This window comes from Streptomyces sp. NPDC092296 (assembly GCF_044755465.1).
GTDB lineage: Bacteria > Actinomycetota > Actinomycetes > Streptomycetales > Streptomycetaceae > Peterkaempfera.
The window spans coordinates 1,433,658-1,457,481 of the sequence record NZ_JBIVRB010000001.1 but is presented as its reverse complement, the minus strand read 5'-3'; the positions used below and the strand labels follow the sequence as shown (position 1 = coordinate 1,457,481).

At 73.4% G+C, this 23,824-nt stretch carries 18 protein-coding genes, 1 tRNA gene and 2 pseudogenes; 6 read left to right on the top strand and 15 right to left on the bottom strand.

Features of this window, described 5'->3' with window-relative positions:
• Window positions 1–6 precede the first annotated feature (6 nt).
• Together argS and ACIQGZ_RS06745 are read right to left on the bottom strand one after the other, a co-directional pair.
• On the bottom strand, window positions 7–1,668 hold the full coding sequence (gene argS / locus ACIQGZ_RS06750; protein WP_402599734.1) for an arginine--tRNA ligase: 1,662 nt from the start codon (window positions 1,666–1,668) through the stop codon (window positions 7–9).
• A gap of 236 nt (window positions 1,669–1,904) precedes the next feature.
• The gene (locus ACIQGZ_RS06745; protein ID WP_402599733.1) at window positions 1,905–2,402 is read right to left on the bottom strand and encodes a response regulator; all 498 of its coding nucleotides are present in this window, start codon (window positions 2,400–2,402) and stop codon (window positions 1,905–1,907) included.
• A 211-nt stretch (window positions 2,403–2,613) separates the two neighbouring features.
• On the opposite strand from ACIQGZ_RS06745, the gene ACIQGZ_RS06740 reads away from it, so the two are divergent.
• Window positions 2,614–2,685 (top strand) — tRNA-Arg (locus ACIQGZ_RS06740).
• 205 nt (window positions 2,686–2,890) lie between these two features.
• Window positions 2,891–3,104, top strand: a pseudogene (locus ACIQGZ_RS06735) (DNA-binding protein); the annotation flags it as partial.
• A gap of 129 nt (window positions 3,105–3,233) precedes the next feature.
• Here the strand turns inward: ACIQGZ_RS06735 and ACIQGZ_RS06730 are convergent.
• The 4 genes and pseudogenes from ACIQGZ_RS06730 to ACIQGZ_RS06715 all read right to left on the bottom strand — a co-directional run bounded on the left by ACIQGZ_RS06730 (window position 3,234) and on the right by ACIQGZ_RS06715 (window position 8,052).
• The gene (locus tag ACIQGZ_RS06730) at window positions 3,234–4,145 is read right to left on the bottom strand and encodes a right-handed parallel beta-helix repeat-containing protein (protein WP_402600010.1); all 912 of its coding nucleotides are present in this window, start codon (window positions 4,143–4,145) and stop codon (window positions 3,234–3,236) included.
• 177 nt (window positions 4,146–4,322) lie between these two features.
• Window positions 4,323–4,811 (bottom strand): annotated as a pseudogene (locus tag ACIQGZ_RS06725) (carbohydrate binding domain-containing protein); the annotation flags it as partial.
• A gap of 375 nt (window positions 4,812–5,186) precedes the next feature.
• Window positions 5,187–6,899, bottom strand: a complete 1,713-nt coding sequence (locus ACIQGZ_RS06720) for a DUF885 domain-containing protein (RefSeq protein ID WP_402599732.1) — start codon at window positions 6,897–6,899, stop codon at window positions 5,187–5,189.
• Between the two features lie 151 nt (window positions 6,900–7,050).
• On the bottom strand, window positions 7,051–8,052 hold the full coding sequence (locus ACIQGZ_RS06715) for a Gfo/Idh/MocA family protein (RefSeq protein WP_402599731.1): 1,002 nt from the start codon (window positions 8,050–8,052) through the stop codon (window positions 7,051–7,053).
• Between the two features lie 233 nt (window positions 8,053–8,285).
• Here ACIQGZ_RS06715 and ACIQGZ_RS06710 point away from each other — a divergent pair, with 233 nt between their 5' ends.
• Window positions 8,286–8,462, top strand: a complete 177-nt coding sequence (locus ACIQGZ_RS06710) for a CsbD family protein (RefSeq protein ID WP_402599730.1) — start codon at window positions 8,286–8,288, stop codon at window positions 8,460–8,462.
• A 69-nt stretch (window positions 8,463–8,531) separates the two neighbouring features.
• Here the strand turns inward: ACIQGZ_RS06710 and ACIQGZ_RS06705 are convergent, their stop codons facing one another.
• The 9 genes from ACIQGZ_RS06705 to ACIQGZ_RS06665 all read right to left on the bottom strand — a co-directional run bounded on the left by ACIQGZ_RS06705 (window position 8,532) and on the right by ACIQGZ_RS06665 (window position 17,509).
• Window positions 8,532–9,107 carry a GNAT family N-acetyltransferase gene (locus tag ACIQGZ_RS06705; RefSeq protein ID WP_402599729.1) on the bottom strand — a complete coding sequence of 192 codons (576 nt, stop codon included), beginning with the start codon at window positions 9,105–9,107 and terminating at the stop codon, window positions 8,532–8,534.
• Between the two features lie 304 nt (window positions 9,108–9,411).
• Complete coding sequence (locus ACIQGZ_RS06700) at window positions 9,412–10,743, bottom strand: NtaA/DmoA family FMN-dependent monooxygenase (RefSeq protein ID WP_402600009.1); 1,332 nt, start codon at window positions 10,741–10,743, stop codon at window positions 9,412–9,414.
• Between the two features lie 68 nt (window positions 10,744–10,811).
• Complete coding sequence (locus ACIQGZ_RS06695) at window positions 10,812–11,975, bottom strand: LLM class flavin-dependent oxidoreductase (protein ID WP_402599728.1); 1,164 nt, start codon at window positions 11,973–11,975, stop codon at window positions 10,812–10,814.
• Between the two features lie 43 nt (window positions 11,976–12,018).
• On the bottom strand, window positions 12,019–13,008 hold the full coding sequence (locus ACIQGZ_RS06690; RefSeq protein ID WP_402599727.1) for an ABC transporter substrate-binding protein: 990 nt from the start codon (window positions 13,006–13,008) through the stop codon (window positions 12,019–12,021).
• A gap of 35 nt (window positions 13,009–13,043) precedes the next feature.
• Window positions 13,044–13,808: an amino acid ABC transporter ATP-binding protein gene (locus ACIQGZ_RS06685; protein WP_402599726.1), complete on the bottom strand. Its 765-nt coding sequence runs from the start codon at window positions 13,806–13,808 to the stop codon at window positions 13,044–13,046.
• Window positions 13,805–14,902 (bottom strand): amino acid ABC transporter permease, encoded by a 1,098-nt coding sequence (locus ACIQGZ_RS06680; RefSeq protein WP_402599725.1) that lies wholly within the window; start codon window positions 14,900–14,902, stop codon window positions 13,805–13,807. The genes ACIQGZ_RS06685 and ACIQGZ_RS06680 overlap by 4 nt, the downstream gene beginning before the upstream one ends.
• Window positions 14,899–15,855, bottom strand: coding sequence for an ABC transporter substrate-binding protein (locus ACIQGZ_RS06675; RefSeq protein WP_402599724.1), 957 nt, complete (start codon window positions 15,853–15,855; stop codon window positions 14,899–14,901). Before ACIQGZ_RS06675 ends, ACIQGZ_RS06680 begins: the two co-directional genes overlap by 4 nt.
• On the bottom strand, window positions 15,852–16,367 hold the full coding sequence (locus ACIQGZ_RS06670; RefSeq protein ID WP_402599723.1) for a GNAT family N-acetyltransferase: 516 nt from the start codon (window positions 16,365–16,367) through the stop codon (window positions 15,852–15,854). The genes ACIQGZ_RS06675 and ACIQGZ_RS06670 overlap by 4 nt, the downstream gene beginning before the upstream one ends.
• Window positions 16,364–17,509 carry an LLM class flavin-dependent oxidoreductase gene (locus ACIQGZ_RS06665; RefSeq protein ID WP_402599722.1) on the bottom strand — a complete coding sequence of 382 codons (1,146 nt, stop codon included), beginning with the start codon at window positions 17,507–17,509 and terminating at the stop codon, window positions 16,364–16,366. The genes ACIQGZ_RS06670 and ACIQGZ_RS06665 overlap by 4 nt, the downstream gene beginning before the upstream one ends.
• 618 nt (window positions 17,510–18,127) lie before the next feature.
• Here ACIQGZ_RS06665 and ACIQGZ_RS06660 point away from each other — a divergent pair.
• The 3 genes from ACIQGZ_RS06660 (at window position 18,128) to ACIQGZ_RS06650 (ending at window position 23,817) form a co-directional block, all read left to right on the top strand.
• Entirely contained in the window at window positions 18,128–19,135 is a 1,008-nt protein-coding gene (locus ACIQGZ_RS06660) for an amino acid ABC transporter permease (protein ID WP_402599721.1), read from the top strand.
• On the top strand, window positions 19,132–21,252 hold the full coding sequence (locus tag ACIQGZ_RS06655; RefSeq protein WP_402599720.1) for an FAD/NAD(P)-binding protein: 2,121 nt from the start codon (window positions 19,132–19,134) through the stop codon (window positions 21,250–21,252). The genes ACIQGZ_RS06660 and ACIQGZ_RS06655 overlap by 4 nt, the downstream gene beginning before the upstream one ends.
• Window positions 21,253–21,519: 267 nt before the next feature.
• Entirely contained in the window at window positions 21,520–23,817 is a 2,298-nt protein-coding gene (locus tag ACIQGZ_RS06650) for an FdhF/YdeP family oxidoreductase (protein ID WP_402599719.1), read from the top strand.
• The last annotated feature ends 7 nt before the right edge of the window (window positions 23,818–23,824 follow it).

The following is a 23,824-nucleotide window of genomic DNA, read 5'->3' as shown; positions in this document are numbered from 1 at the left end:
GGGCGCTCACATGCGCTCGGGGGCCGATACTCCCAGCAGGCCCAGGCCGTTGGCGATCACCGTGCGGGTCGCCTCGGCCAGCCACAGCCGGGCGCGGGTGAGGTCGGTGACCTCCTCGTCGCCGCGCGGCAGGATGCGGCAGTTGTCGTAGAAGCGGTGGTACGTACCGGCCAGCTGCTCCAGGTAGCGGGCCACCCGGTGCGGCTCGCGCAGCTCGCCCGCCGCCGCGACGACGCGCGGGAACTCGCCCAGCATGCCGAGCAGGTCGGACTCCCACTCGGTGGCCAGCAGCTCCGGGGCGAAGTCGTCGGCGCTGCCCTTGTCGATGCCGAGCTGGGCCGCGTTGCGGGCGACCGAGCTCATCCGGGCGTGCGCGTACTGCACGTAGTAGACCGGGTTCTCGTTCGACTGGCTGGTGAGTACGTCGATGTCGAGGGTGAGCGTGGAATCGGTGGAGGAGCGGGCCAGCGAGTAGCGCGCCGCGTCCACCCCGATCCAGTCGACCACGTCGTCGATGGTGATGATGTTGCCGGCCCGCTTGGACATCCGGACCTCTTCGCCGTCCCGGAGCATCTTCACGAACTGGCCGATCAGCACCTCGATGTTGCGCTCGGGGTCGTCGCCGGCGCAGGCCACGATCGCCTTGAGCCGGCCCACGTAGCCGTGGTGGTCGGCGCCCAGCATGTAGACGTTGACGTCATTGCCGCGGTCCCGCTTGGAGAGGTAGTACGCGGCGTCGGAGGCGAAGTAGGTGGTGTCGCCGTCGGCCTTGATCAGGACGCGGTCCTTGTCGTCACCGAAGTCGGTGGTGCGCAGCCAGATGGCGCCGTCCTGGTCGAAGACGTGGCCCTGCGCGCGCAGCCGCTCGATCGCCTTCTCCACGGCGCCCGACTCGTGCAGCGACTTCTCGGAGAACCAGACGTCGAAGTGGACGCCGAACTCCTCCATGGAGCGCTGGATCTCGGCCACCATCAGCCGCAGGCCCTCGGCGCGGAACAGCTCCAACTGCTCGGCGTCGGGGAGGTCGAGCACGCCGGGGTTGGCCGCCACGATCTGCTGGGCGATGTCACCGATGTACTCACCGACGTAGCCGTCCTCCGGCACCGGCCGGCCGTTGGCGGCGGCGTGCAGCGAGGCGCCGAACTTGGTGATCTGCACCCCGGCGTCGTTGATGTAGTACTCGGTGGTGACGTCGGCGCCGCCGGCCCGCAGGATGCGGCCGAGGGAGTCACCGACCGCCGCCCAGCGGACGCCGCCGATGTGGATCGGGCCGGTGGGGTTGGCGGAGACGAACTCCAGGTTGATCTTCAGGCCCGCCAGGGCGTCATTGCGCCCGTACGCGCCGCCCGCCGCCACGATGGTGCGCGCCAGGCCGCCCTGGGTGGCGGCGTCCAGCGTGATGTTGAGGAAGCCGGGACCGGCGACGTCGACCTTGGCGACACCCGGGATCTGCGCGAGGCGGGCGGAGACCAGCTCCGCCACCTGTCGGGGCGGCTTCCCGGCCGGCTTGGCGAGCTGGAGGGCCACATTGGTGGCGTAGTCGCCGTGGTCCCTGTTCTTGGGCCGCTCGACGGTCACCTGCTCGGGCACGGCGACGGTCAGCTCGCCCGCCTCGACGGCGGCGCGAACCGCGGACAGCACTGCCTGGGAAAGCTCTGCGGGTGTCACGGTGCAAGCGTAGGCGAGAGGGGGGTGTGCACCGCCATCGGGTTTGAGGCGTGAGACACCCGCTCGGGCGTCCCGGGCCCGCCTGCGGCCCGGAACGCCGCTTGTGCCGGGAACGCCCGGCATCGGTGCGGTTCCGGCGGCGCGGCGGTGGCGCGGCCGGACGGCGCGGGGGCGGGCGGGCCGCGTACGGGGGCGGGTTCGGCTTCGGGTGGGCTGCGCGCAGGGGCGTACGGGGGTCACCGGTCCGTTCGCGGAGAGCGGAACGCCCGGTCGGGTCGGAGCAGGCCCAGCCCGGCGCCCCGGCCGAATCCGATCCGCTGGTCGCCGGTGGCCGCGCCGGGCGCGCCCGGCGGTTCCGGGGGCGCGCCGAGCAGCCGGCGCACCAGCCGCACCAGGTCGGCCGGTTCGAACGGCTTGCCGAGGTAGCCGTCCACCCCCACCGACTCCCCGCGCTCCAGATCCGCCGGGGTGCAGGCGCTCACGATGGCGATGCGCAGCCGGCTGGTGACCGGGTTCCCCCGCAACCGGGCCGCCGTCCTCAGTCCGTCCAGACGTGGCATCACCACGTCGAGGGTGACGACATCGGGCTGGACCCGCTCCACGACCTCCAGGCACTCGGCACCGTCAGCGGCGGTCACCACCTCGAACCCCTCGAGTTCGAGGTTGACCCTGATCAGCTGTCGGATCACCTCGCTGTCATCGACGACGAGGACCCGACCGGACACGTCAGGCACATCACCGAGGGTAGGCGCGGCCCCCTGGGCCCGTCCCCGTTTCGCCCACTTCCGCGCCCGCCCACCCCGGATTCACCACCACCGGTGACCACCCCACCCCCGGGTGGACGCCACCCCCCGACACCAGCCCGACCCCCGAACGCCCACCCCACCAACTCGTGCACGTCCACCCCTTGCGACCTGGTAGTGTTCTTCCCGTCGCACCAAGCAAGCCCCCGTAGCTCAGGGGATAGAGCAACGGCCTCCGGAGCCGTGTGCGCAGGTTCGAATCCTGCCGGGGGCACTTCGCGAGAAGTGCCAAGGGACCCCGCAAGCAGCAGAGATGCTGACTGCGGGGTCTTTCTGCATGCCTGGGCGGGGCGGGGCCGCACCCGACAATGCGGCCATCAAGGCAGGGCCGCCGCTGAGCACGGGCCCATCACCGAGGAGGAGATCCAGGCGAAACGGGATCGGCTTCGGCGTGCGCTCGGGCAGCGGACGAACGCCGCATGACGCGTTCCTCGGCCGTGCCCGGTGGACGCTGGTCCTGGACAGTGAGGGGCTGGCGAAGGCTGTGCTTCGCGACCGCGAGGTCACCGGGTGGCGCGCATCATCGTCGAGCCCGTCTCCGAACCCCTTGCCCGACACGCGGCGGCGCTGCTGGCGGACGCCGGGCCGCACGGCCGCAAGTACGCGATCCCGACGGCCGCAGCGCGCTCTGCGGGGACCGGGTCGTCGTCATCAAGGTCTGACCGCTGGTTGAAGGCCCTGACCGCCGGTTGCCGGGGCCCGGGGCGGTCGTCGCCGGGGTGGGGGCGGTCGACCGACCCGGGCCTGGGAGGGCGGCCGGGGTCAGCTGATGGGGATGCCGGGGTTGGCCAGGCCGTTGCCGCCGGTGACGGTGTTGTCGGCGGTGATGGTGACCGGGCAGGTGGCCGGGTCGTAGACGGTGACGTCGATGGCGTAGCGGTTGGGGCCGGTGGCGCCGGTCAGGTCCGACGTGTTGTGGCGGAAGACGGTGCCGCAGCCCCAGCCCGGGTACTGGCTGTGCGTCTGGTAGCCGTCGTTGGTGGTGTGGACGCCGGTGTTGTTCTGGATGGTGTAGCCGTTGCCCTTCACGTCCACCCAGGAGTCGTCGTAGTTGGCTCCGGTCAGTCCGCTGCCGTCGAAGGTGTTGCCGGAGATCAGGCCGCCGGTGGTTCCCTCCTTGATGTCGATGTTCTCGCCGCCGATGTTGGGGCCGATCACGTTGTCGAGGATCTGGACGTGGTCGCTGGTGTCGCTGAGGGTGTTGGCGGTGCCGACGTAGACCCCCTCACCCATGCCGTTGCCGGAGGTGCCGGTGTCGTGGATGAAGGAGTTCTTCACCACTCCGTAGCTGCTTGAGGTACGGAAGTGGATGCCCTCCATGGTCGTGTGGTGCACCTGGACCGAGTCGATGACGACATGGTCGGAGGAGTCGACCATGATGCCCTTCTGGCCGCCGGTGATGGTGATGCCCTTGATGGTCCAGTAGCCCGCGCTGGTGAGCTGGATGCCGTTGCCGCCGCCGGAGGGGGTGGAGAGGACCGCTCCGGCGGAGCCGGTGAGGGTGATCGGGGCGGTGGCGGTGCCGGGGGTGGTGATCTTGAAGTTGCCGGAGTAGGCGCCGTCGGCCAGGTGGATGGTCTGGCCGGGGGTGGCGGCGGTCAGCGCTGCTTTGAGGCCCTTGGTGTCCGAGACGTTGACGGTTGTGGGGTCGGTGGAGGGCTGGGTGGGGGTCACGGTGGGGGTGGGGGTGGGGGTGGTGCGAGTCGGTGTCGGGGTGGGGGTCGGTGTCGGGGTGGGCGTGGGGGTCGGGGACGGGGAGGTGGTGGGCGTGGGGGAGGTCGTCGGTGCGGTGGGGGCCGGGCCGGTCAGGGTGACGTCGTCCACGGAGAGGTCCCCGGAGGCTGATCCGCCGTTCACGGTGACGGTGATCTGGGTGGTGGCCGGGCCCGCGAGGATGTTGGCGGTCAGCTGGGTCCAGGAGGAGGAACCGCTCCGGGTGGACTCCTTCACGCCGTTGCCGGTGGCGGAGAGTTCGGCGTACGCGCCCTTGGTCCAGGCGCCCAGTACGTACCTGCCGCCCGGCTGCACCGCGACCGTCTGCGAGCACGGCGCGGTGTCGGCGCTGCCGGGCGAGGAGAGCAGGGCGTAAGCGCCGGAGTGCGGGGACGCGGTGCTGACGGTCGAGTGGCCGGCGCAGGTCCAGCCGCTGGTGCTGCCGCTCTCGAAGCCGCCGTTGACCACCAGGTTGGCGGTGGTGTCGGCGGCGGCGGTGCCCGGCAGCAGGGCCAGGGCCGACGTGGTGAGGGTCAGTGCGGTGGCGGCTGCCGCCAGTACGGGTATGCGGGGGCGTCCGGCTTTGGGCTTGGTGGCGGTGGACGGGCGGGTCGGGGCAGGGGGCATGACGGTGGCTCCTGGGGGGAGGGAGGGAGCGCCACGATCCGGGGCACTACGAGTCGTTCGCTGCGGCGCGCGCCACCGGGCGTGGGGCTCGCTCGGCGGTGGCGATGATCGCGTGCCCACGGTGGACTGGACCAAAGTGGCTGTCAAGGGTGCCAAGTTGGGGTGTTCGGGGCGTTGGGGATGCCACTGCTGTCCCGCTGCTTTCTCCTGTCGCTGTGGGTGCGGGGGAGAGTGCGGGGACGGGGGTGGCTGGGCGCGCGGTTCCTCGCGCCCCCGAGGCAGTGCAACAAGCCGAAAAGGGGGACAGCGCGGCAGAGGGGGTGCGGCGGGCCGGTGGGGACTCCCCGCCCGGGGTGGGCGGGGAGTCGTGGGGGGTCAGAGGCGGGAGAGGGCGTCCACCAGGTCGTCCAGGCCCAGGGAGCCTTGGGAGAGCGCCGCCATGTGCCATGCCTTGAGGTCGAACGCGTCGCCGTGGGCCGCCCTGGCCGCCGCGCGGCCCTGGAGCCAGGCGCGCTCGCCGAGCTTGTAGCCGATGGCCTGGCCGGGCATCCCCAGGTAGCGGACCAGTTCGCTGTCCAGGAAGTCGGCGGCCAGGCCGCAGTACTGCCCGAAGAACTCGCGGGCGGCCTCCGGCGTGACCGGCTCGCCGGGCCGGTACGGGGAGTCGGCGGGGAAGTCCAGGCCGACGTGCATGCCGATGTCGACGATCACCCGCAGGACCCGCATCATCTGGGCGTTGAGGTAGCCGAGCCGGGCTCCCGGGTCGGTGAGGTAGCCCAGTTCGTCCATCAGCCGCTCGGCGTACAGTGCCCAGCCCTCGGCGTCGGCGCTGACCTGGCCGACGCTCACCTGGTACGTCGACAGGCTGTCGGCCACGTAGTTCCACTGCGCGAGCTGGAGGTGGTGGCCCGGAACGCCCTCGTGGTACCAGGTGGAGACCAGGTCCCAGACCGGGAAGCGCTCCTGGCCCCGGGTGGGCAGCCAGGTGCGACCCGGACGGGAGAAGTCCAGCGACGGGGCGGTGTAGTACGGCGCGGCGGCGCTGCCGGCCGGGGCGATCATCGACTCCACCCGGCGGACCGGCTCGGCCAGGTCGAAGTGGGTGCCCTGGAGGTCCTGGATCGCCTGGTCCATCAGCCCCTGGAGCCAGCGGCGGGCCTCCTCGGCGCCCTCGATGGCCGGGCCTTCGTTCTCCAGGTAGGCCATGGCCTCCAGCGGGGTGGCGTCCGGCAGCACCTTGGCGGCCTCGTCGCGCATCTCCGCCACCAGCAGGTGGAACTCGCCCCAGGCCCAGCGGTACGCCTCGTCCAGGTCGGGGTCGGCGCCGTTCCAGTAGCGGACGAACCGGGCGTAGCGCTCGCGGCCCACCGGGTCCGGGGTGTCCGCGGCGGCCGGGGCGTAGACGTCGCGCAGCCAGTCGCGCAGCTCGACGAGGGCGGCGGTGGCGGCGGTGGCGGCCTGGTCCAGCTCGGTGCGCAGGCTCTGCGGTCCGCCGGCGGCGAAGTCCGCGAACCAGCCGCCGTCGGAGCCGGAGCCCAGCCACTCCCCCAGCTGTTCGACCACGGTGGCGACCTGCCTCGGGCCGGAGAGCAGCCCGCGCTCGACGCCCTCCGCGAGGGTGGCGCGGTAGCCGGTCAGGGCCTGCGGGACGTGCCGCAGTCGGCGGGCGATCAGCGCCCAGTCGTCGTCGGTCGCGGTGGGCATCAGGGTGAAGATGTCGCGTACGCCGTGCAGCGGGGAGCCGAGGTTGCGTACGGCGCGCAGGTCCTCGCCGGCGTCGTGCACGGCGAGTTCGGCGGTGAGCCGCTCGCGCAGCAGCCGGGCGCAGCGCTGTTCGGCGGCGTCGAAGCCGGTGCCGGCCGCTTCGGCGGCGCGCTCGGCGGCGTCGAGCTGGGTGAGGGTGCGGCGGCCGAGGTCGGCGACGGCTTCCTGGCCGCTGGGGGTGAGGTCGGGGAGCCGGTCGTCGCCCGGGTTGAGCCCTAGGTAGGTGGCGGTCAGCGGGTCGAGGGCCGCGAGCGCATGGACGTAGGCGTCAGCGATACGCCGTGGGGTCGCCTGGTCGGCTGTGGAGATCGATTCTTCGGCCATCTGGCTATCCTGGCGCAGGAACCGGCGTTTGTACTGCACTTTCACGCGGTATCGGTCGGCGTTCGACAGCCGCGCCGGCAGGCGTGAGCGGCCCGGCCCGCCGGGCCCTCGGGCGGCGGGCCGGTGGTGCGGGCGGGCCGGGCCGGTCGGCTCACTCGTCGGGGTAGCGCAGCCCGATCCGGTCACGGACGGTGTCCAGGGTGGCCATCAGCGAGAGGCTGCCGTCCAGCGGGACGAGCGGCGACTCGGTGGCGCCCTCGCGCAGGCAGCGCATCACCTCAAGGGCCTCGTGGGTGTAGCCGTTGCCCGGGTCGGCGGGCAGCCGGACCTCCTCGGGCTCGCTGCCCTCGCGGTGCAGCACGAAGCCCTCCGGGTGGAAGAAGTCCCGGGCGAAGACGATCCGGCCCCGGGTGCCGTTGACGGCGGCGTACTGGGAGGTGCCGGCGACCAGCGAGCAGGACAGGTTGGCGACGGCGCCGCTGTCGTAGCCGAGCAGGATGCCGGTGTTCTCGTCCACGCAGGCCGGGCTGAGGTGCGCCCAGGCGGAGACGCTGGCTGGGGCGCCGAGGACGAGCTGGGCGAAGCCGACCGGGTAGACGCCGAGGTCGAGCAGCGCGCCGCCGCCCTGGGCGGGGTCGTGCAGCCGGTGGTCGGCCTGGTACGGCACCGAGGCGCCGAAGTCGGCGTGGACCGAGCGGACCTCACCGATGGCGCCGTCCGCGATCAGCTCCAGCATGCGGCGCACGGTGGGGTTGACGTACGTCCACATCGCCTCCATCAGGAACAGCTCGCGCTTGCGGGCGAGGGTGACCAGGTCCTGGGCCTGGGCGAGGTTGAGGGTGAACGCCTTCTCGCAGAGCACCGCCTTTCCGGCCTCCAGGCAGAGCGAGGCGGCGGCGTGGTGGGCGGAGTGCGGGGTGGCGACGTAGACGACATCGACGTCCGGGTCGTCCGCGAGGTCCTGCCAGGTGCCGTGGGCGCGGGCTATGCCGTGGCGGTCGGCGAAGCGCTGGGCGGAGGCGAGGGAGCGGGAGCCGACCGCGGCGAGCTCGGCGTCGTCGGGGAGCAGTCGCAGGTCGGCGGCGAAGGAGGCGGCGATTCCGCCGGTGGCGAGGATGCCCCAGCGGACGGGGCGGTGGGCAGCAGTGGTCACCTGCGGCAGCGTACGGCGTGCGGCGGACAGGCGGTACGACCGGACCGACTGCTGGGCGGTCGGCGGCGCGGCCGACGCCGGGCGGGGTGTTCGGCGGCGCACCCGAGGGGGCGGCGACCCCAGGCCGCTGTGAACGGGCCGGGGGGCATGGCCGGGCAGCCGGTGGGCAGGCGCAGCGCAGGACGGATTCCGGGCCTCCCGGGATCGATCGCCTGTATCCGGAGGGAAACGCCATGGGCATCGGCAAGAAGGCGGAGAACGCCGCCGACAAGCTGAAGGGCAAGGCCAAGGAGCACACCGGCAAGGCCACGGACGATCCGTACCTGGAGTCCGAGGGCAAGGCCGACCAGGACAAGAGCGACCTGAAGCAGGCCGGGCAGCATGTGAAGAACGTCTTCAAGCACCGCTGAGCGGCGTTCTCGCCCCCGGGAGCCACGGGACCGGTCCGACCGGTGCCGTGGCTCCCGCCCGTCCGCCGGTCAGGGCCGCCCCCGGTGCTGCTCCCACTCGGCGGCCAGGATCGACATCACGGTGGCGTCCACCCACTCGCCGTCCCAGCGCAGCGCGTCGCGCAGCACGCCTTCGGCGACGAAGCCAACCTTCTCGTACGTACGGCGGGCCCGGGGATTGAAGGCGTAGACCTCCAGCGAGATGCGGTGCAGGCCCAGCTTCTCGAAGCCGTACCCGACCAGCAGCCGTACCGTCTCGGTGCCCAGGCCGCGGCCCTGCCCCGGGCGGCCGATCAGGATGCGGAAGTTGCAGGACTCGTCGGCCGGGCTCCACTCGTTGAGGACCGCCTCACCGACGCACTCCCCGGTCTCCCGGTCCACCACGGCCAGGTCCAGCCGGTCCTGGTGGTCGGCGCGCGTCCCGTACCACCGGACGGCCTGCGCCCAGGAGATCTCACCGTGGCTGCCGGTGAGCCGCCGCACCTCGGGCTCGTCCATCAGCGGGTACAGCACGGCGGCGTCCTCGGCGGTCACCGGGCGGAGCACCACCTTCTCCCCCGGCAGGGTGGGCTTGGTGCGGAAGTCGGGCGCGGATCTCTCGGTCATCCGCACATTGTGCGGCCCCGGTCGGCGCGCTGCCGGACGGGGCCGCTCATCGGGTGCCGCGCAGGTCAGCGGACGGGGGTGAGCGTCCACGGTCGGCCCGGCCGGTGGCTGTGGGGGCCGGGCCTCGCGGCGACGTGTCCAGCGGCGCGGCGGGCCCGGCCCGACCCCGGCGGCACGGGGGGATGGTGGCCGCGCGGGGGCAGGGAGCGGAGCTCGGGGGGATGGCTCCTTCCCTGGGGAGCAGCGTACGGGTGGCGGCTGAGGGCCGGGTGGGTTTCGGCCGAGAGAACGATGAGGATGCGGGTCAGCCCGCCGGTTCGCGCGGGGTGGCGAGGCCGAGGTGGTCACGGAGCGTACGGCCGGTGTACGCGGTGCGGAAGACGCCCCGTTCCTGGAGCAGCGGCACCACCCGGTCCACGAAGTCGTCCAGGCCGCCGGGGGTCAGATGGGGCACCAGGATGAAGCCGTCGGCGGCGTCGGACTGCACGTACTCGTTGAGCTGCGCGGCCACTGTCGCCGGGGTGCCGATGAACGACTGGCGGCCGGTCACCTCGATGACCAGCTCCCGGATGGAGAGCCGCTGCTGCTCCGCGACGGCCCGCCAGCGGGCCGCGACGGCGAGCGGTTCCCCGATCCGGACCCTGCCCTGTACCAGGGTGGACTCCGGGTCGGGGTCGCGCTCCGGCAGCGGGCCGTCCGGGTCGTACCCGGAGAGGTCGAAGCCCCAGACCTGCTCCAGGAAGGCCAGCGCGGTCTGCGGGCCGACCTGGGCGCGGCGGATCTCGGCGGCGCGCTCGGCGGCCTCCTGCTCGGTGTCGCCGAGGACGAAGGTCACCCCCGGCATGATCTTCAGCTCGTCGGGTTTGCGGCCGTACGCGGCCAGCCGCCGCTTGACGTCGGCGTGGAACGCCCGGCCCGCCTCCAGGGTGCTGTGCCGGCTGAAGATCACATCGGCGGTGGCGGCGCCGAACTCCCGCCCGTCGTCGGAGTCCCCGGCCTGGATGAGCACCGGGTGGACCTGCGGCGAGCGCGGCCAGCCGGCCTCGGCGGTGATGTCGAACTGCGGCCCGGAGTGCCGGACCTCCCGGATGCCGCCGGGGCGGACGAAGCGGGCCGGGTCGCCGGAGTCCAGCGCGTCCGGCTGCCAGGACTCCCAGAGCCGGCGGGCAACGGCCACGAACTCGGCGGCCCGGTGGTAGCGGTCGGCCCGGTCCAGGAAGCCGCCGCGCCGGAAGTTCTCCCCGGTGAAGGCGTCGGAGGAGGTGACGATGTTCCAGGCCGCGCGGCCGTCGGAGAGGTGGTCGAGCGAGGCGAGCCGGCGGGCCAGCTCGTACGGCTCGTTGAAGGTGGCGTTGACGGTGGCGGCCAGGCCGAGCCGGTCGGTGACGGCGGCCAGCGCGTTCAGCAGGGTGAGCGACTCGGGGCGGCCGACCACGTCCAGGTCGTGGATGCGGCCCTTGTGCTCGCGCAGCCGCAGCCCCTCCGCCAGGAAGAAGAAGTCGAACAGGCCGCGCTCGGCGGTCCGCGCCAGGTGCCGGAACGACGCGAAATCGATCTGGCTGCGGGAGGCCGGATCGGTCCACACCGTGGTGTTGTTGACGCCGGGGAAGTGCGCGCCCAGGTGGATCTGCTTCAGCGGGCGGTCGGCGGAGGCATGTCCGGCGGACGTGTAGGCGGTGGGCGCGTGGGTGGTGGGCGGCGGGGTCATCGGGCCACCTCCGAGGGGGCGTAGCGGCTGGCGGGCCGGGCCAGGCCGAGGTGGTCGCGGAGCGTACGGCCGGTGTACCCGCTGTGGAACAGGCCGCGCTCGCGCAGCAGCGGCACCAGCTCGTCCACCACCGCCGCCAGGTCGGCCGGCAGCACGGCGGGCAGCAGATGGAAGCCGTCGGCGGCGTCGGCGGCCTGCCACTGCGCGAACAGGTCCGCGAGCCCGGCGGCGGTGCCGGTGTAGGCGACGGTGCCCGGTTCGCGCTGCTCCGGGGGACCCGCCAGCGCGTCCAGCTCGGCGGTCCGGGCCTGCGCGGCGGCGGAGTCGGCGGCCAGGGTGACCGCGATCCGTACCAGCACGGTCAGCGTGTCCGGTTCGCGGCCGGCCTGGGCCGCGCGGCGGCGCAGCACCTCGCGGGCGCCCCGGGCGGTGGCCGGGTGGCGGGCGGCGAGCAGCACCACATCGGCCCGCTCGGCGGCGAACGCCCAGCGTTCCTCGGGGTCGGCCGGGTCCAGCGCGACGGCGACGACCGCCCGGCCCTGCGGCGAGCGGGGCACGATGGACGGCCCGCGCACCGCGAAGTCGGGCCCCTGGTAGTCGATGTAGTGCAGCTTGTCGCGGTCGATGAAGCGGCCGGTGGCGGTGTCGCGGATCTCGGCGTCGTCCTCCCAGCTGTCCCAGAGCCGGGCGGCGACCTCGGCGGCGGCCGCGGCCTCCCGCCACAGCTCGGCGGCCGGGGCGACCGGGCGGCGGCCGACCGCGCGGGCCTCCGCCTCGGTGGCGGAGACGTCGACCAGCCAGCCGGCCCGGCCCTCGCTGACCCAGTCCAGGGTCTGGAGCGAGACGGCGGTGTGGAAGGGCTCGGTGTGGGTGGTGGTGACGGTGGGCACCAGGCCGATCCGGCTGGTGCCGGGGGCGACCCGGGCCAGGGTGGCCGCCGCGTCCAGCCGGCCGCGTACCCGGTCGTCGCGGGTGTCGGGCGGGGCGAGGGAGTCACCCAGGGTGACCAGGTCCAGGGTGCCGCGCTCGGCGAGGCGGGCGAGGCCGGTCCAGTACGCGGCGGTGAACAGCTCGGCGGGGTGGAGCCCGGCGGCGCGCCAGGCGGCGGGATGCCGCCCGGCGCCGTCCAGGGCGGCGGAGAGGTGCAGCTGGCGGGGCATGGGGTTCCTCGATGGTTCCTCGATGGCGGTGGTGTGCCGGTGGTCAGGTGCCGGTCTTGGGCAGGCCGGGCGGGTTGAGCTCGGAGGTGGGCACCGCCTCGCCGGACAGGCCCCAGCGCTTGAGCACCTGGGCGTAGCTGCCGTTGTCGATGACGGTCTGCAGGGCCTGCTGCACCGCCTTGATCAGGCCGTTGTCCTTCTTGGTGGTGGCGGCGATCTTGCCCTGCACGGTGGCGCCGCCGCCCGAGTAGGTACCGGCGATCTCGCTCTCACCGGCGGCGGCCACGTGGTAGGCGGCGCTGGGGTTGGGGCCGAGCCATGCCTCGATGCGGCCGGAGCCGAGGGCCAGGTAGTAGTCGCTGGGCTTCTGGTAGTACTTGATGTCCACCGGCTTGAGGCCGTTCTTGACGTCCGCTGCGCTCCAGTCGACCAGCAGTTTCTCCTGGTTGGTGCCGGAGGCGACACCGATGGTGCGGCCGGCCACGTCCCGGGGGCCGCCGATCCGCAGCCCGCTGCCCTTGCGGGCCTCGAAGGCCAGGTTGTCCAGCCGGTAGGTGGCGAAGTCGTACTTCTCCTTGCGCTCCTCGGTGACGGTGATGTTGCTGACGCCGAGGTCGTACTTGCCGCTGTCCAGGCCGACGAAGATCTGCTCCCAGGCACCCGTGTTCTGGTGCATGGTCAGGCCGAGGACGTCCGCGATCAGATGGGCGATGTCGGTCTCCACGCCGATCACGGTTCTGTCGTCGGTGGCGTAGAAGTCGAGCGGTGGCGAGGTGGTGGCCGAGTCGACCACCTCCAGGGTGCCTCTGCTGCGGATCGCCTGGGGGACGAGGGCGGCGATGGCGGGCACCTCGGGCGTGGTGATCCGGTGCTGGTCGGGGCTGAGGTCGAAGGTGGTCCCGGCGACCTTGCGGGTCTTGGGCGCGGCCTTGGCCTGGCCCGCGTCGGCGGAGCCGCCGCAGGCGGCGAGGGTGAGGGCGGCGGCGAGGCCGAGCGGGACGGCGGCCGAGCGGCGGGCGAGCGAGGTGGGCATGGGTGATTCCTCCGGGATCGGATGCGGGGGGTGTGTCAGAGGACCTTGGCGAGGAAGGCGCGGGTGCGTTCGTGCTGCGGATCGTCCAGTACGGCCGAGGGCGGGCCCTGTTCGACGATCACGCCGCCGTCCATGAAGACCACGGTGTCGGCCACCTCGCGGGCGAAGCCGATCTCATGGGTGACGACGACCATGGTGGTGCCGCTGCCGGCCAGGTCCTTGATCACTTCAAGCACCTCGCCGACCAGCTCCGGGTCGAGCGCCGAGGTGGGCTCGTCGAAGAGCAGCACCTTGGGTTCCAGGGCCAGCGCTCGGGCGATGGCCACCCGCTGCTGCTGGCCGCCGGAGAGCTGCCGGGGGTAGGCGTCCGCCTTGTCGGACAGCCCGACCCGGGCCAGCAGCCGTTCGGCCGCCGCCGCGGCCTCCTTGCGGGGGCGGTGCAGCGCGTGGACCGGCGCCTCGATGAGGTTCTCGGCCACGGTGAGGTGCGGGAAGAGGTTGAAGTTCTGGAAGACGAAGCCGATGTGGGTGCGCTGCCGCAGGATCTCCCGCTCCCGCAGTTCATGCAGCCGGTCCCCGGAGCGGCGGTAGCCGATCAGCTCGCCGTCGATGCTGATCCGGCCCCGGTCGACCTTCTCCAGGTGGTTGATGCTGCGCAGCAGGGTGGACTTCCCGGAGCCGGACGGCCCGAGGACCACGGTGACCTCGCCGGCCCGCACCTGGAGGTCGACCCCGCGCAGCACCTCCAGCGGGCCGAAGCTCTTGTGGACGCCGCGTACGTCCACCATCACATCACTCATTCGGTGCCTCCTGAGATGACCTGGTCCGGGGCGAGCCGGTCCGGGCCGAGCCGGTCCGGGGTGAGCCGGCCGGGGGTGACGGCCTCGTCCCGCCGGGCCGCCGCCGCGCGCAGCCCCCGTACGGCGCGGCGGGCGCGTTGCAGCGGGGTGGGCGGCGGGGTGCGGCTGGCGCCCCGGGCGAAGTGGCGCTCCAGGTAGTACTGGGCGACGGACAGCACGGTGGTGAGCACCACGTACCAGGCGGTGGCGACCATCAGCAGCGGCACCACCCGCCCGTTGCGCCCGTAGACCACCTGCACCTGGTAGAACAGCTCGCCGATCGCCATCACCGAGACGATCGAAGTGCCCTTGAAGAGCGAGATCACCTCGTTGGCGGCGTTGGGCAGGATGGACCGCATCGCCTGCGGCAGTACGATCCGGCGGATCTGCCGCAGCCGGGGGATGCCCAGCGCGGCGGCGGCCTCCAGCTGGCCGTGGTCGACCGCGAGCACTCCGGCCCGGACGATCTCGGCGGCGTACGCGGCCTGGTGCAGCGCCAGCCCGATGACCGCCGCGCCCAGCGCGCCGACCAGGCTCATGGTGTCGAAGGACCAGACGGTCGGGCCGAACGGGACGCCGACGCCGAGCCGCCGGTAGAGGTAGGAGAGGTTGAACCAGAACAGCAGCTGCACGATCAGCGGGATGGAGCGGAACGCCCAGATGTAGACCCAGGCCACGGTCTGGAGCACCGGGTTGCGCGACAGCCGCATGAAGGCCAGCACCACGCCGAGCGCGAAGCCCAGCAGGGTGCCGTAGACGGTGAGTTGCAGGGTGACGCCGACCGCGCGGAGCACCGTGCCGGAGGCGGCGAAGTCCGCGAAGGTGGCCCAGTCCCAGGCGGGGTTGGTGGCCAGGCCGTGCAGGAACTGGGCGACCAGCACCAGTACGGCGACGGCGGCCGCCCAGCGCCAGGGGTGGCGGGCGGGTACGACGGTCAGCGCGGCCGGGTCGGGCGCGCTCGCGGTGGCGGGCGGCTGCGCAACGCTCGGCTCGGCGGTCGGCTCGGCGGTCGGCTCAGGGGCGGCCGCCTCGGTGGCGATGCCGGGGGTGGTCATGGCAACTCCGGCGGGTTGATCCGGGATTCGGTGATCGCGGAGCCGGTGGTTCCCCACTTCCGCAGGATGCGGGCGTAGCTGCCGTCCTTGATCAGCTGGTTGACGGCGGCCTGGAACGCCCTGGTCAGCGGGGAGCCCTTGGCGAAGGCGAAGCCGACGTCCAGCCGGTGGAACTCATTGAGGAAGGTGACCTTCGCGGCCGGTTGGGACTCCTGGTAGCGCAGGCCGTTGATGGTGGACATCAGCACGTCCAGCCGGCCCTGCTGGAGTCCGGTGAGGGTGGCGGCCTGCTCGGAGAAGACCTTGACCTGGTACGGCTTCTTGCCGGCCTTGACGCAGTCGTCCTTGTGGGCGTTCAGGGTCGCCTCGAAGGTGGTGCCGGCGCCGGTGCCCACCGTCAGCCCGCAGAGCTGGGTGAGGTCGGTGACCTTGCCGAGCGAGGTGTTGCCGGTCCGGACCGCGAACCCCTGGCCGTCGTCGATGTAGGTGACGAAGTCGATGGTCTTCAGCCGCTCATTGGTGACGCCGAAGTTGCCGGTGCCGACGTCGTACTTGCCGCTGTCCAGCGCCGGGAGGATGGTCTCGAAGGTCGCGATCTCCCGGTCGATCCGCAGGCCCAGCACCTTGCCGACCGCGTCCGCGATGTCGACGTCCAGGCCGACCGGCTTCCGGTGGTCGGCGTCCGCGAAGTAGACGCCGGGCGGGCTGCCGCCGGCAGCGGTGCCCACCCGTACGGTGCCGGCCTTGCGTACGTCGGCCGGGAGCAGCGCCGCGATGGAGTCGACCTCGGCCACGGCGGCGACCGGGTCGTCACCGGGTGCGGACGCGCCGGGCCCGGCGGCGGCCCGGACGGTGGCGGGGTCACCGGAGCCGCAGGCGGTCAGCGCCAGCAGGGGCAGCAGCGCGGCGGCTGCGGCGAGGCCGGGTCGGCGGCTGCGGGCGGGGGCGCTCATCGGGTCGGGGCCTTTCCGGGGTGGGTGAGGTGCTTCTCGAACGGGAGCGGGCCGATCGTCTCCGGGTCGGCGGCCAGGTCGAACAGCGGTGTGTAGCCGGTGGCCAGGTAGAGGCCGCGGGCCTCCGGCTGGCGGGGGCCGGTCGTCAGGAAGACCCGCCGGTAGCCGCGCGCGGCGGCCTCCCGCTCCAGCTCGGCGACCACCCGGCGGGCCAGGCCGCGCCGCCGGTGGGCGGAGTGCGTCCAGATGCGCTTCAGCTCGGCGGTGGCCGGGTCCTGGTGGCGGCGGAACGCGCCGCCCGCCACGGCGGTGCCGCCCTCCAGCAGCAGGAGCAGCGCGCCGTGCGGCGGGGCGAACTCCGCCGCCGGATAGCGGGTCAGCTCGCTGCGCGCGTCATGGCCGTAGCGGGTCTGGTACTCATGGGCCAGCTCGGTCAGCAGCGGCCGCACCCGGGGGTCGTCGACGGCCACCCGGGCGACGGCCAGGCCGCCGGGCTCGGCCACGGACGTCATGACGGCACCGCCGTGAGCTGCCGGCGGGCCCGGTCGGCGTCGCGCCGGGCGACCTCCGCGCGGACCAGCGGGATGACATGGCGGCCGAAGTCGACCGCGTCGCCCAGCAGGTCGTAGCCGCGCGCGGAGAGGATCTCCACCCCGAGGTCGTAGTAGTCCAGCAGCGCCTGGGCGACCGTCTCCGGGGTGCCGACCAGGGCGTTGGAGTTGCCGGAGCCGCTGGTGGCGGCGGCGGTGGGGGTCCACAGCGCCCGGTCGAAGCGCTCGCCGCGGGCCGCGATGGAGACCAGCCGCTGCGAGCCGGTGTTCTCCGGGGTGGCGGCGGCGTCGGACGCCGGGTTCGGGCGGCGGCGCGGGCGGATCTGCTCCCCGGCGGCCCGGCGGGCGTTGATGGTGTCCAGGGTGCGGTGGGCCTTCTCCCAGGCCAGTTCCTCGGTCGGCGCGATGATCGGCCGGAACGCCACCTGGAAGCGCGGCGGCTCGCTGCGCCCGGCGGCCTTGGCCGCCGCCTTCACCTTCTCGATCTGCTCGGCGGTCTGCGCCAGCGGCTCGCCCCACAGGCAGTAGATGTCGGCCTCGGCGCCACCCGCCGCGTACGCCGCCGGGGAGGAGCCGCCGAAGGAGACGCCGGGGCGCGGCTGCTGGACCGGGCGGACGTCGCTGACGAAGTCGTGGAAGCGGTAGTACTCGCCCTCGTGGTCGAACGGCGTCTCACTGGTCCAGGCCCGCTTGACGATCCCGATGTACTCCCGGGTGCGGGCGTAGCGCTCGTCCTTGGTGAGGAAGTCGCCCTCGCGGCCCTGCTCGTGGTTGTTGCCGCCGGTGATGAAGTGGACGGTGAGCCGCCCGCCGCTGATCTGGTCCAGGGTGGCGAAGGTCTTGGCGGCGAAGGTGGGGTAGGAGACGTTGGGCCGGTGGGCCAGCAGGATCTGGAGGCGCTCCAGCCGGGCGGCGATGTACGCGGCGGCCGGTGCCGGGTCGGGTGAGCCGGAGCCGTAGGCGAACAGCACCCGGTCCCAGTCGTAGTCCTCGTGGGCGCGGGCGAGCCGCAGGGTGTAGTCCTTGTCGAAGGCGCCGCCGGAACGGCGGTTCGTCTCCGAACCGTCGTTGGTGGCGGCGATGCCCAGGAACTCCACAGGCATGGGAGTGGCCTCTCGGGTGGGATGGGTGGCCGGATGCGGGTACGCCGAAGGGGCCCTCGGCGCGGGCATGGCGGCATGACGGTGCGGTACCGGTACAGGTGCGGATGCGGTGCGGATGCAGTGCGGTGCGGATGCGGTGCGCGGTGCGGGGCAGTGCGATGCGTGGGCGCGATGGCACGTCAGGTGCAGGCGGGGGTGGCGGCAGCGTGCGCCTCGGAGCCGTACCCGGCCGGTGTCAGCAGGGGGTACGGCGGCAGTGCTCGGCCCGCGACGGGGTCACCGAGGGAGGAGGAAGGGGCCGGTCAGGCGGCCCGCTGCCGAGTCAGGCGCGACACGCGGCGGACCACACCCGACCGAAGTCGATGTGGTCGCGGGTGACCAGGGGCTGCTCGGCGTTCACCCCATCAGTTGACCAGTGCACCCGCGCGTTCGTCAACCACCGTCCGCGCCCCGGGCATCGCTTGACACTTGTCCGAGCACCGTGCGTACGATCGACGCGGACCGGTGGCGACCGGTCCGGCCGCGTTGAGGGACGCGGCGCGCGTGATGGCACCGCCGCCCCGTGCCGGGGCGTGCCCACCCGCCCGCCCGCGCACATCCCTCCCCGGAGAGCCCGTGATGGCCGCCTCGCCCGACGTCATACCCGCCGCTGCCGTACCCGCCGCCCCGAGCACCCCGGCCGCACCCCGGCCGCAGCCGCCGGCCCCCGTACCCGAACCCCGGATCGTCCCCAGGCGCCGCCCCGGCCGACTGCTGGCCGCGGCCGTCGCGCTGCTGGTCCTGGCCATGGTGCTCAACTCGGTGGTCCGCAACCGGGCCTTCCAGTGGGACGTGGTCGGCCGCTACTTCACCAGCGCCGCCGTGCTGGACGGCCTGCTGCTCACCCTCTGGCTGACCGCCGCCGTCATGGTGCTGGGCTTTCTGCTCGGCACCCTGCTGGCGGTGATGCGGCTCTCCGGCAACCCGGTGCTGCGCACGCTGGGCTGGGCCTACATCTGGATCTTCCGCTCCACGCCGATCCTGGTGCAGCTGCTGTTCTGGTTCAACATCGGCGCCCTCTACCCGACGCTCGGCTTCGGCATCCCGTTCGGCCCGGAGTTCGTCACCTTCCGTACCGTCAATCTGCTGGGCGCCACCGCCACGGCCGTCATCGGCCTCACCCTGCACGAGGCCGCGTACGCCGCCGAGGTGGTGCGCGGCGGCATCCTCTCGGTGGACCACGGCCAGCTGGAGGCGGCGCAGGCGCTGGGGCTCTCCCGGTACCGGGTGCTGCGCCGGATCGTGGTGCCGCAGGCGATGCGGTCCATCGTGCCGACGGCGGGCAACATGCTGATCGGCACCCTCAAGGGCACCAGCATCGTCAGCGTGCTCGCCGTGCAGGACCTGCTGTACTCGGTGCAGCTGGTCTACAACCGCACCTACGAGGTCATCCCGCTGCTGACCGTGGCGACGCTCTGGTACCTGGTCGTCACCAGCGTGCTCTCCACCGGCCAGTACCACCTGGAGCGGTACTACGCGCGCGGCGCCAGCCGCGAACTGCCGCCCACCCCGCTCCAGCGGCTGCGCGGCCGGCTGCGCACCCTGACCGCCGCCGACGCCGCGCCCGCCCTCGGCGGCCACCGGTGACGGCGGCCGTGCTGGTGGTGGTCGGCGCCGGGCCGCGCGGCACCGGGCTGCTGGAACGGATCGCCGCCAACGCGCCCGAGCTGCTGCCCGACCGGCCGCTCCACATCCACCTGGTGGACCCGCACCCGCCGGGCGCCGGGCGGATCTGGCGGCACGACCAGTCCCCGCTGCTGCGGATGAACTCCATGGCCGAGGACGTCACCATGTTCACCGACGAGCGCTCCACCATCCAGGGCCCGGTACGGCCCGGACCCTCGCTCGCCCAGTGGGCCGCCGACCCGGCCGCCCACCCGCCGTACGCACCGCCCGCCGACCCGGCGGTCACCGCCGAACTGCACGCCCTGGCACCCACCGACTTCCCCACCCGCCGGGCGCAGAGCGCCTACCTGGACTGGGTCTTCCGGCGGGCCGTCGCCGACCTGCCACCGCACATCACCGTCACCGTGCACCGCGACCGCGCCGTCGCCGTCACCGGGCCGGCCGACGGGCCGCAGCGGGTCCGGCTGGCGTCGGGCCAGGTCCTGACCGGCGACCAGGTAGTGCTCACCCTGGGCCACCTGGGCTCGGCGCCGGGCGGGCCGCACCGGGAGCTGGCCCGCTTCGCCGCCCGGCACGGCCGCTACTACCTGCCGCCGGAGTTCTCCGCCGACGCCGACCTGGAGCCGGTCCGGCCCGGCGAGCACGTGGTGCTGCGCGGCTTCGGGCTGGCCGCCGTGGACCTGACCGTGCTGCTCACCGAGGGGCGCGGCGGCTCCTACCGCACCGGGCCGGACGGCACGCTGACCTATCTGCCGTCCGGCCGGGAACCGGTGCTCCACCTCGGTTCGCGGCGGGGCGTGCCGTACCACTCCAAGACCGGCTACCGGTTGCAGGGACCGCCCGCGCCGCTGCCCCGCTACTTCGACGCCGCCGCCGTGGACGCGCTGCTGGCCGGCGCCGGGCCGCTGGACCTGCGGCGCGACCTGTGGCCGCTGATGGCCAAGGAGATCGGCTTCGGCCACTACCACGAGCTATTCCACGCCCATCCGGAGCGGACCGCGCTGCCGTGGGCGGAGTTCCTGGCCGGCTACGACCGGCTCGGCTGGTACTCCGCCGGGCTGGCGGAGCTGGTGGCGGCGGCCGTGCCCGACCCCGCCGACCGGCTGGACTTCGAGGCGCTGGACCGGCCGCTGACCGGGCTCGTCCTGGACGACCCGGAGGAGTTGCAGACCCGGCTGCGCGACCACATCGCCGCCGATGTCGCCCGCCGCGCCGACCCCGCCCACAGCGCCGACCTGGGTGCCTTCCTGGCGCTGCTCTCGCTCTACGCCCAGTTGCCCCGGGTGCTGGCCACCGGCCGGCTCACCGCCCGCTCGGTCGCGGAGGACGTCGACGGCTGGTGGTCCGGCTTCTTCAGCTTCCTGGCCTCCGGGCCGCCCGGCTTCCGGCTGCGCGAGCTGCTGGCGCTCTCCCGGGCGGGGGTGGTCCGCTTCCTGGGCGCCGGGATCGAGGTGACCACCGACGAGGCGACCGGCACCTTCCGGGCCACCGGCGCGTCCGTACCGGGACACACCGTCACCGCCACGGCGCTGATCGAGGCGTACCTGCCCCGGCACGCCCTGGAGCGGACCCACGATCCGGTGCTGCGCGGCCTGCACCGCAGCGGCGCGGTGGCCGAGGAAGTGCTCGCCGACCCCTCCCGGGTGCACCGCTCCGGGCTGGTCAGCGTCTCCCCGGCCGACGGGCGCCTGTACGACCCGCTCCTCGGCGGCCCACACCCCCGCCGCACCGCCCTGGGCCCGCACACCAACGGCCGCGCCTTCGCCGCCTTCGCCCGGCCCCGCACCGACTCCCCCGGCTTCCGCCAGACCGACTCCGCCGCCCGCGCCCTCCTCCGCGCCCTCCGCCCGACCCCACCCCAACGGCCCGGGGAACCCACCACCAGCCCCACACCACCCCAGCGCCGCGAGGAGCCCACGGCCAGCCCCACACCACCCCAGGGGCGCGAGGAACTGCGCGAGGAACCCACCACCCACCTGCAACTGAACGACGTGCTCAGCCCCCCACCCCGGCGGTCGGCGGCCCGCGCAGTTCCCCGCGCCCCCACACCACAACCCGTCCCCCACAACCAACCCTGACCCCCCACAGGGGCGCGAGAAACCGCGCGAACAACCCACCATCCACCCGCAACCGAACCACACACGCAACCCCCCACCCCAGCAGCAGGCGACCCGTACAGCCCCCGCGCCCCCACACCACAACCCGCCCCCCACAACCAACCCTGAACCCCGGTTCCCCGAAAGCGCACCCCCGGCCCGGGGGCAGAGCGGGGGTCGGGTGGGAGGATGGCTGCTGCCGGGCGCGCAGCGGTGTGCGCCGTGGCGGCGAGGCGGAGGTGGGCGAGGATGAGCAGGCAGGCTCCCGGGAGCGACCCGGCACAGGACGCACCCCAGGTGACCGCACCCAAGCACGCGGCGGCCGGACTCCCCGCCGTCGTCCACAGCCTGCGGATGGCCGGGGCGCAGATGAGCCCGAGCCGGGTGGTGTCCACGCTGCGCCGGGTCAACCAGCCGAAGGGCTTCGACTGCCCCGGCTGCGCCTGGCCGGAGCCGGACCGCCCGCACACCGCCGAGTTCTGCGAGAACGGCGCCAAGGCGGTGGCCGAGGAGGCGACCGAGCGGCGGATCGACCGGGAGTTCTTCGCCACGCACCCGGTGGCGGACCTGGCCGAGCGGTCCGGCTACTGGCTGGGCCAGCAGGGCCGCCTCACCGAGCCGATGCTGCTGGACGCGGGCGCCGACCGCTATGAGCCGGTCGGCTGGGAGCGCGCGTTCGACATCATCGCCGAGGAGATCGCCGCCCTGGACTCCCCGGACGGCGCCGCCTTCTACACCTCCGGGCGCACCGGCAACGAGGCCGCCTTCACGTACCAGCTGTTCGCCCGCCAGCTGGGCACCAACAACCTGCCGGACTGCTCCAACATGTGCCATGAGTCGTCCGGTTCGGCGCTGACCGAGACGCTGGGCGTCGGCAAGGGCAGCGTCAGTCTGAAGGACCTGCACCAGGCCGATCTGATCATCGTCGCCGGTCAGAACCCCGGCACCAACCACCCCCGGATGCTCAGCGCCCTGGAGCGGGCCAAGCGGGCCGGCGCCCGGATCGTCAGCGTCAACCCGCTGCCGGAGGCCGGTCTGGAGCGGTTCAAGAACCCGCAGACGCCGCGCGGTCTGGTCGGCGGCGGTACGCGGCTGACCGACCTGTTCCTGCAGATCCGGCTGGGCGGCGACCTGGCACTGTTCCGGGCGCTCAACCTGCTGCTGCTGGAGGCGGAGGACAAGGAGCCGGGCACCGTCCTGGACCGCGACTTCATCGAGCGGCACTGCCACGGCTTCGACGCCTGGGAGGCGGACGCCCGTACCACCGACTGGGCTGCGGTGCTGGCGGCGACCGGCCTGCCGGAGGAGCAGATCCGGGAGCTGGCCGCACTGGTGCTGGACGCCCGCAAGGTCGTCGTCTGCTGGGCGATGGGCCTCACCCAGCACAAGCACTCGGTGCCCACCATCCGGGAGGTGGTGGACTTCCTGCTGCTGCGCGGCAATGTGGGCCGCCCCGGCGCCGGGGTGTGCCCGGTGCGCGGGCACAGCAATGTGCAGGGCGACCGGACCATGGGCATCTTCGAGCGGCCGGCGGCGGCGTTCCTGGACGCGCTGGGCAAGGAGTTCGACTTCCAGCCGCCGCGTGAGCACGGCCATGACACGGTGGACACCATCCGGGCGATGCGCGACGGCCGGGTCCGGGTCTTCTTCGCCATGGGCGGCAACTTCGTGGCGGCCTCCCCGGACACCCTGGCCACCGAGGCGGCGATGCGCCGCTGCCGGCTCACGGTGCACGTCTCCACCAAGCTCAACCGGTCGCACGCGGTGACCGGCGCCCGAGCGCTGATCCTGCCCACCCTGGGCCGCACCGACCTGGACCGCACCTCCAGGGGGCGGCAGTTCGTCACCGTCGAGGACTCGATGGGCATGGTGCACGCCTCGCGTGGCCCGCTGCCGCCGCCGTCCCCGCAGCTGCTGTCCGAGGTGGCCATCGTCTGCCGGCTGGCCCGCCGGGTGCTGGGTCCGGAGAACACCGTGCCCTGGGAGGACTTCGCGGAGTCGTACGACCTGATCCGCGACCGGATCGCCCGGGTGATCCCCGGCTTCGAGGACTTCAACGCACGGGTGCGCGCCCCCGGCGGCTTCGCGCTGCCGCACGCCCCCCGGGACAGCCGCAGCTTCCCCACCACCACCGGGAAGGCCAACTTCACCGTCAACCCGCTGACCGCGCCCGAGGTCCCCGAGGGGCGGCTGCTGCTCCAGACGCTGCGCTCCCACGACCAGTACAACACCACCGTCTACGGTCTGGACGACCGCTACCGGGGCATCGAGGGCGGCCGCCGGGTGGTCCTGGTCCACCCCGAGGACGCCGCCGCCCTGGGCTTCGCCGACGGCGCGTACACCGACCTGGTCAGCGAGTGGACGGACGGCGTGGAGCGTCGCGCGCCGCACTTCCGGGTCGTCCACTACCCCACCGCGCGCGGCTGCGCGGCGGCGTACTTCCCGGAGACCAATGTGCTGGTCCCGCTGGACTCCACCGCCGACACCAGCAACACCCCCACCTCCAAGTCGGTCGTCATCCGCCTCGAACCCGACAGCGTCGCCTGACGACTGA

Coding starts and splice junctions, on each gene's coding strand:
- ACIQGZ_RS06705 (WP_402599729.1), bottom strand. CDS start 9,107: ATGACCGAGAGATCCGCGCCCGACTTCCGCACCAAGCCCACCCTGCCG.
- ACIQGZ_RS06650 (WP_402599719.1), top strand. CDS start 21,520: ATGAGCAGGCAGGCTCCCGGGAGCGACCCGGCACAGGACGCACCCCAG.
- ACIQGZ_RS06680 (WP_402599725.1), bottom strand. CDS start 14,902: ATGACCACCCCCGGCATCGCCACCGAGGCGGCCGCCCCTGAGCCGACC.
- ACIQGZ_RS06665 (WP_402599722.1), bottom strand. CDS start 17,509: ATGCCTGTGGAGTTCCTGGGCATCGCCGCCACCAACGACGGTTCGGAG.
- ACIQGZ_RS06720 (WP_402599732.1), bottom strand. CDS start 6,899: ATGGCCGAAGAATCGATCTCCACAGCCGACCAGGCGACCCCACGGCGT.
- ACIQGZ_RS06670 (WP_402599723.1), bottom strand. CDS start 16,367: ATGACGTCCGTGGCCGAGCCCGGCGGCCTGGCCGTCGCCCGGGTGGCC.
- ACIQGZ_RS06675 (WP_402599724.1), bottom strand. CDS start 15,855: ATGAGCGCCCCCGCCCGCAGCCGCCGACCCGGCCTCGCCGCAGCCGCC.
- ACIQGZ_RS06690 (WP_402599727.1), bottom strand. CDS start 13,008: ATGCCCACCTCGCTCGCCCGCCGCTCGGCCGCCGTCCCGCTCGGCCTC.
- ACIQGZ_RS06660 (WP_402599721.1), top strand. CDS start 18,128: ATGGCCGCCTCGCCCGACGTCATACCCGCCGCTGCCGTACCCGCCGCC.
- ACIQGZ_RS06685 (WP_402599726.1), bottom strand. CDS start 13,808: ATGAGTGATGTGATGGTGGACGTACGCGGCGTCCACAAGAGCTTCGGC.
- ACIQGZ_RS06710 (WP_402599730.1), top strand. CDS start 8,286: ATGGGCATCGGCAAGAAGGCGGAGAACGCCGCCGACAAGCTGAAGGGC.
- ACIQGZ_RS06695 (WP_402599728.1), bottom strand. CDS start 11,975: ATGCCCCGCCAGCTGCACCTCTCCGCCGCCCTGGACGGCGCCGGGCGG.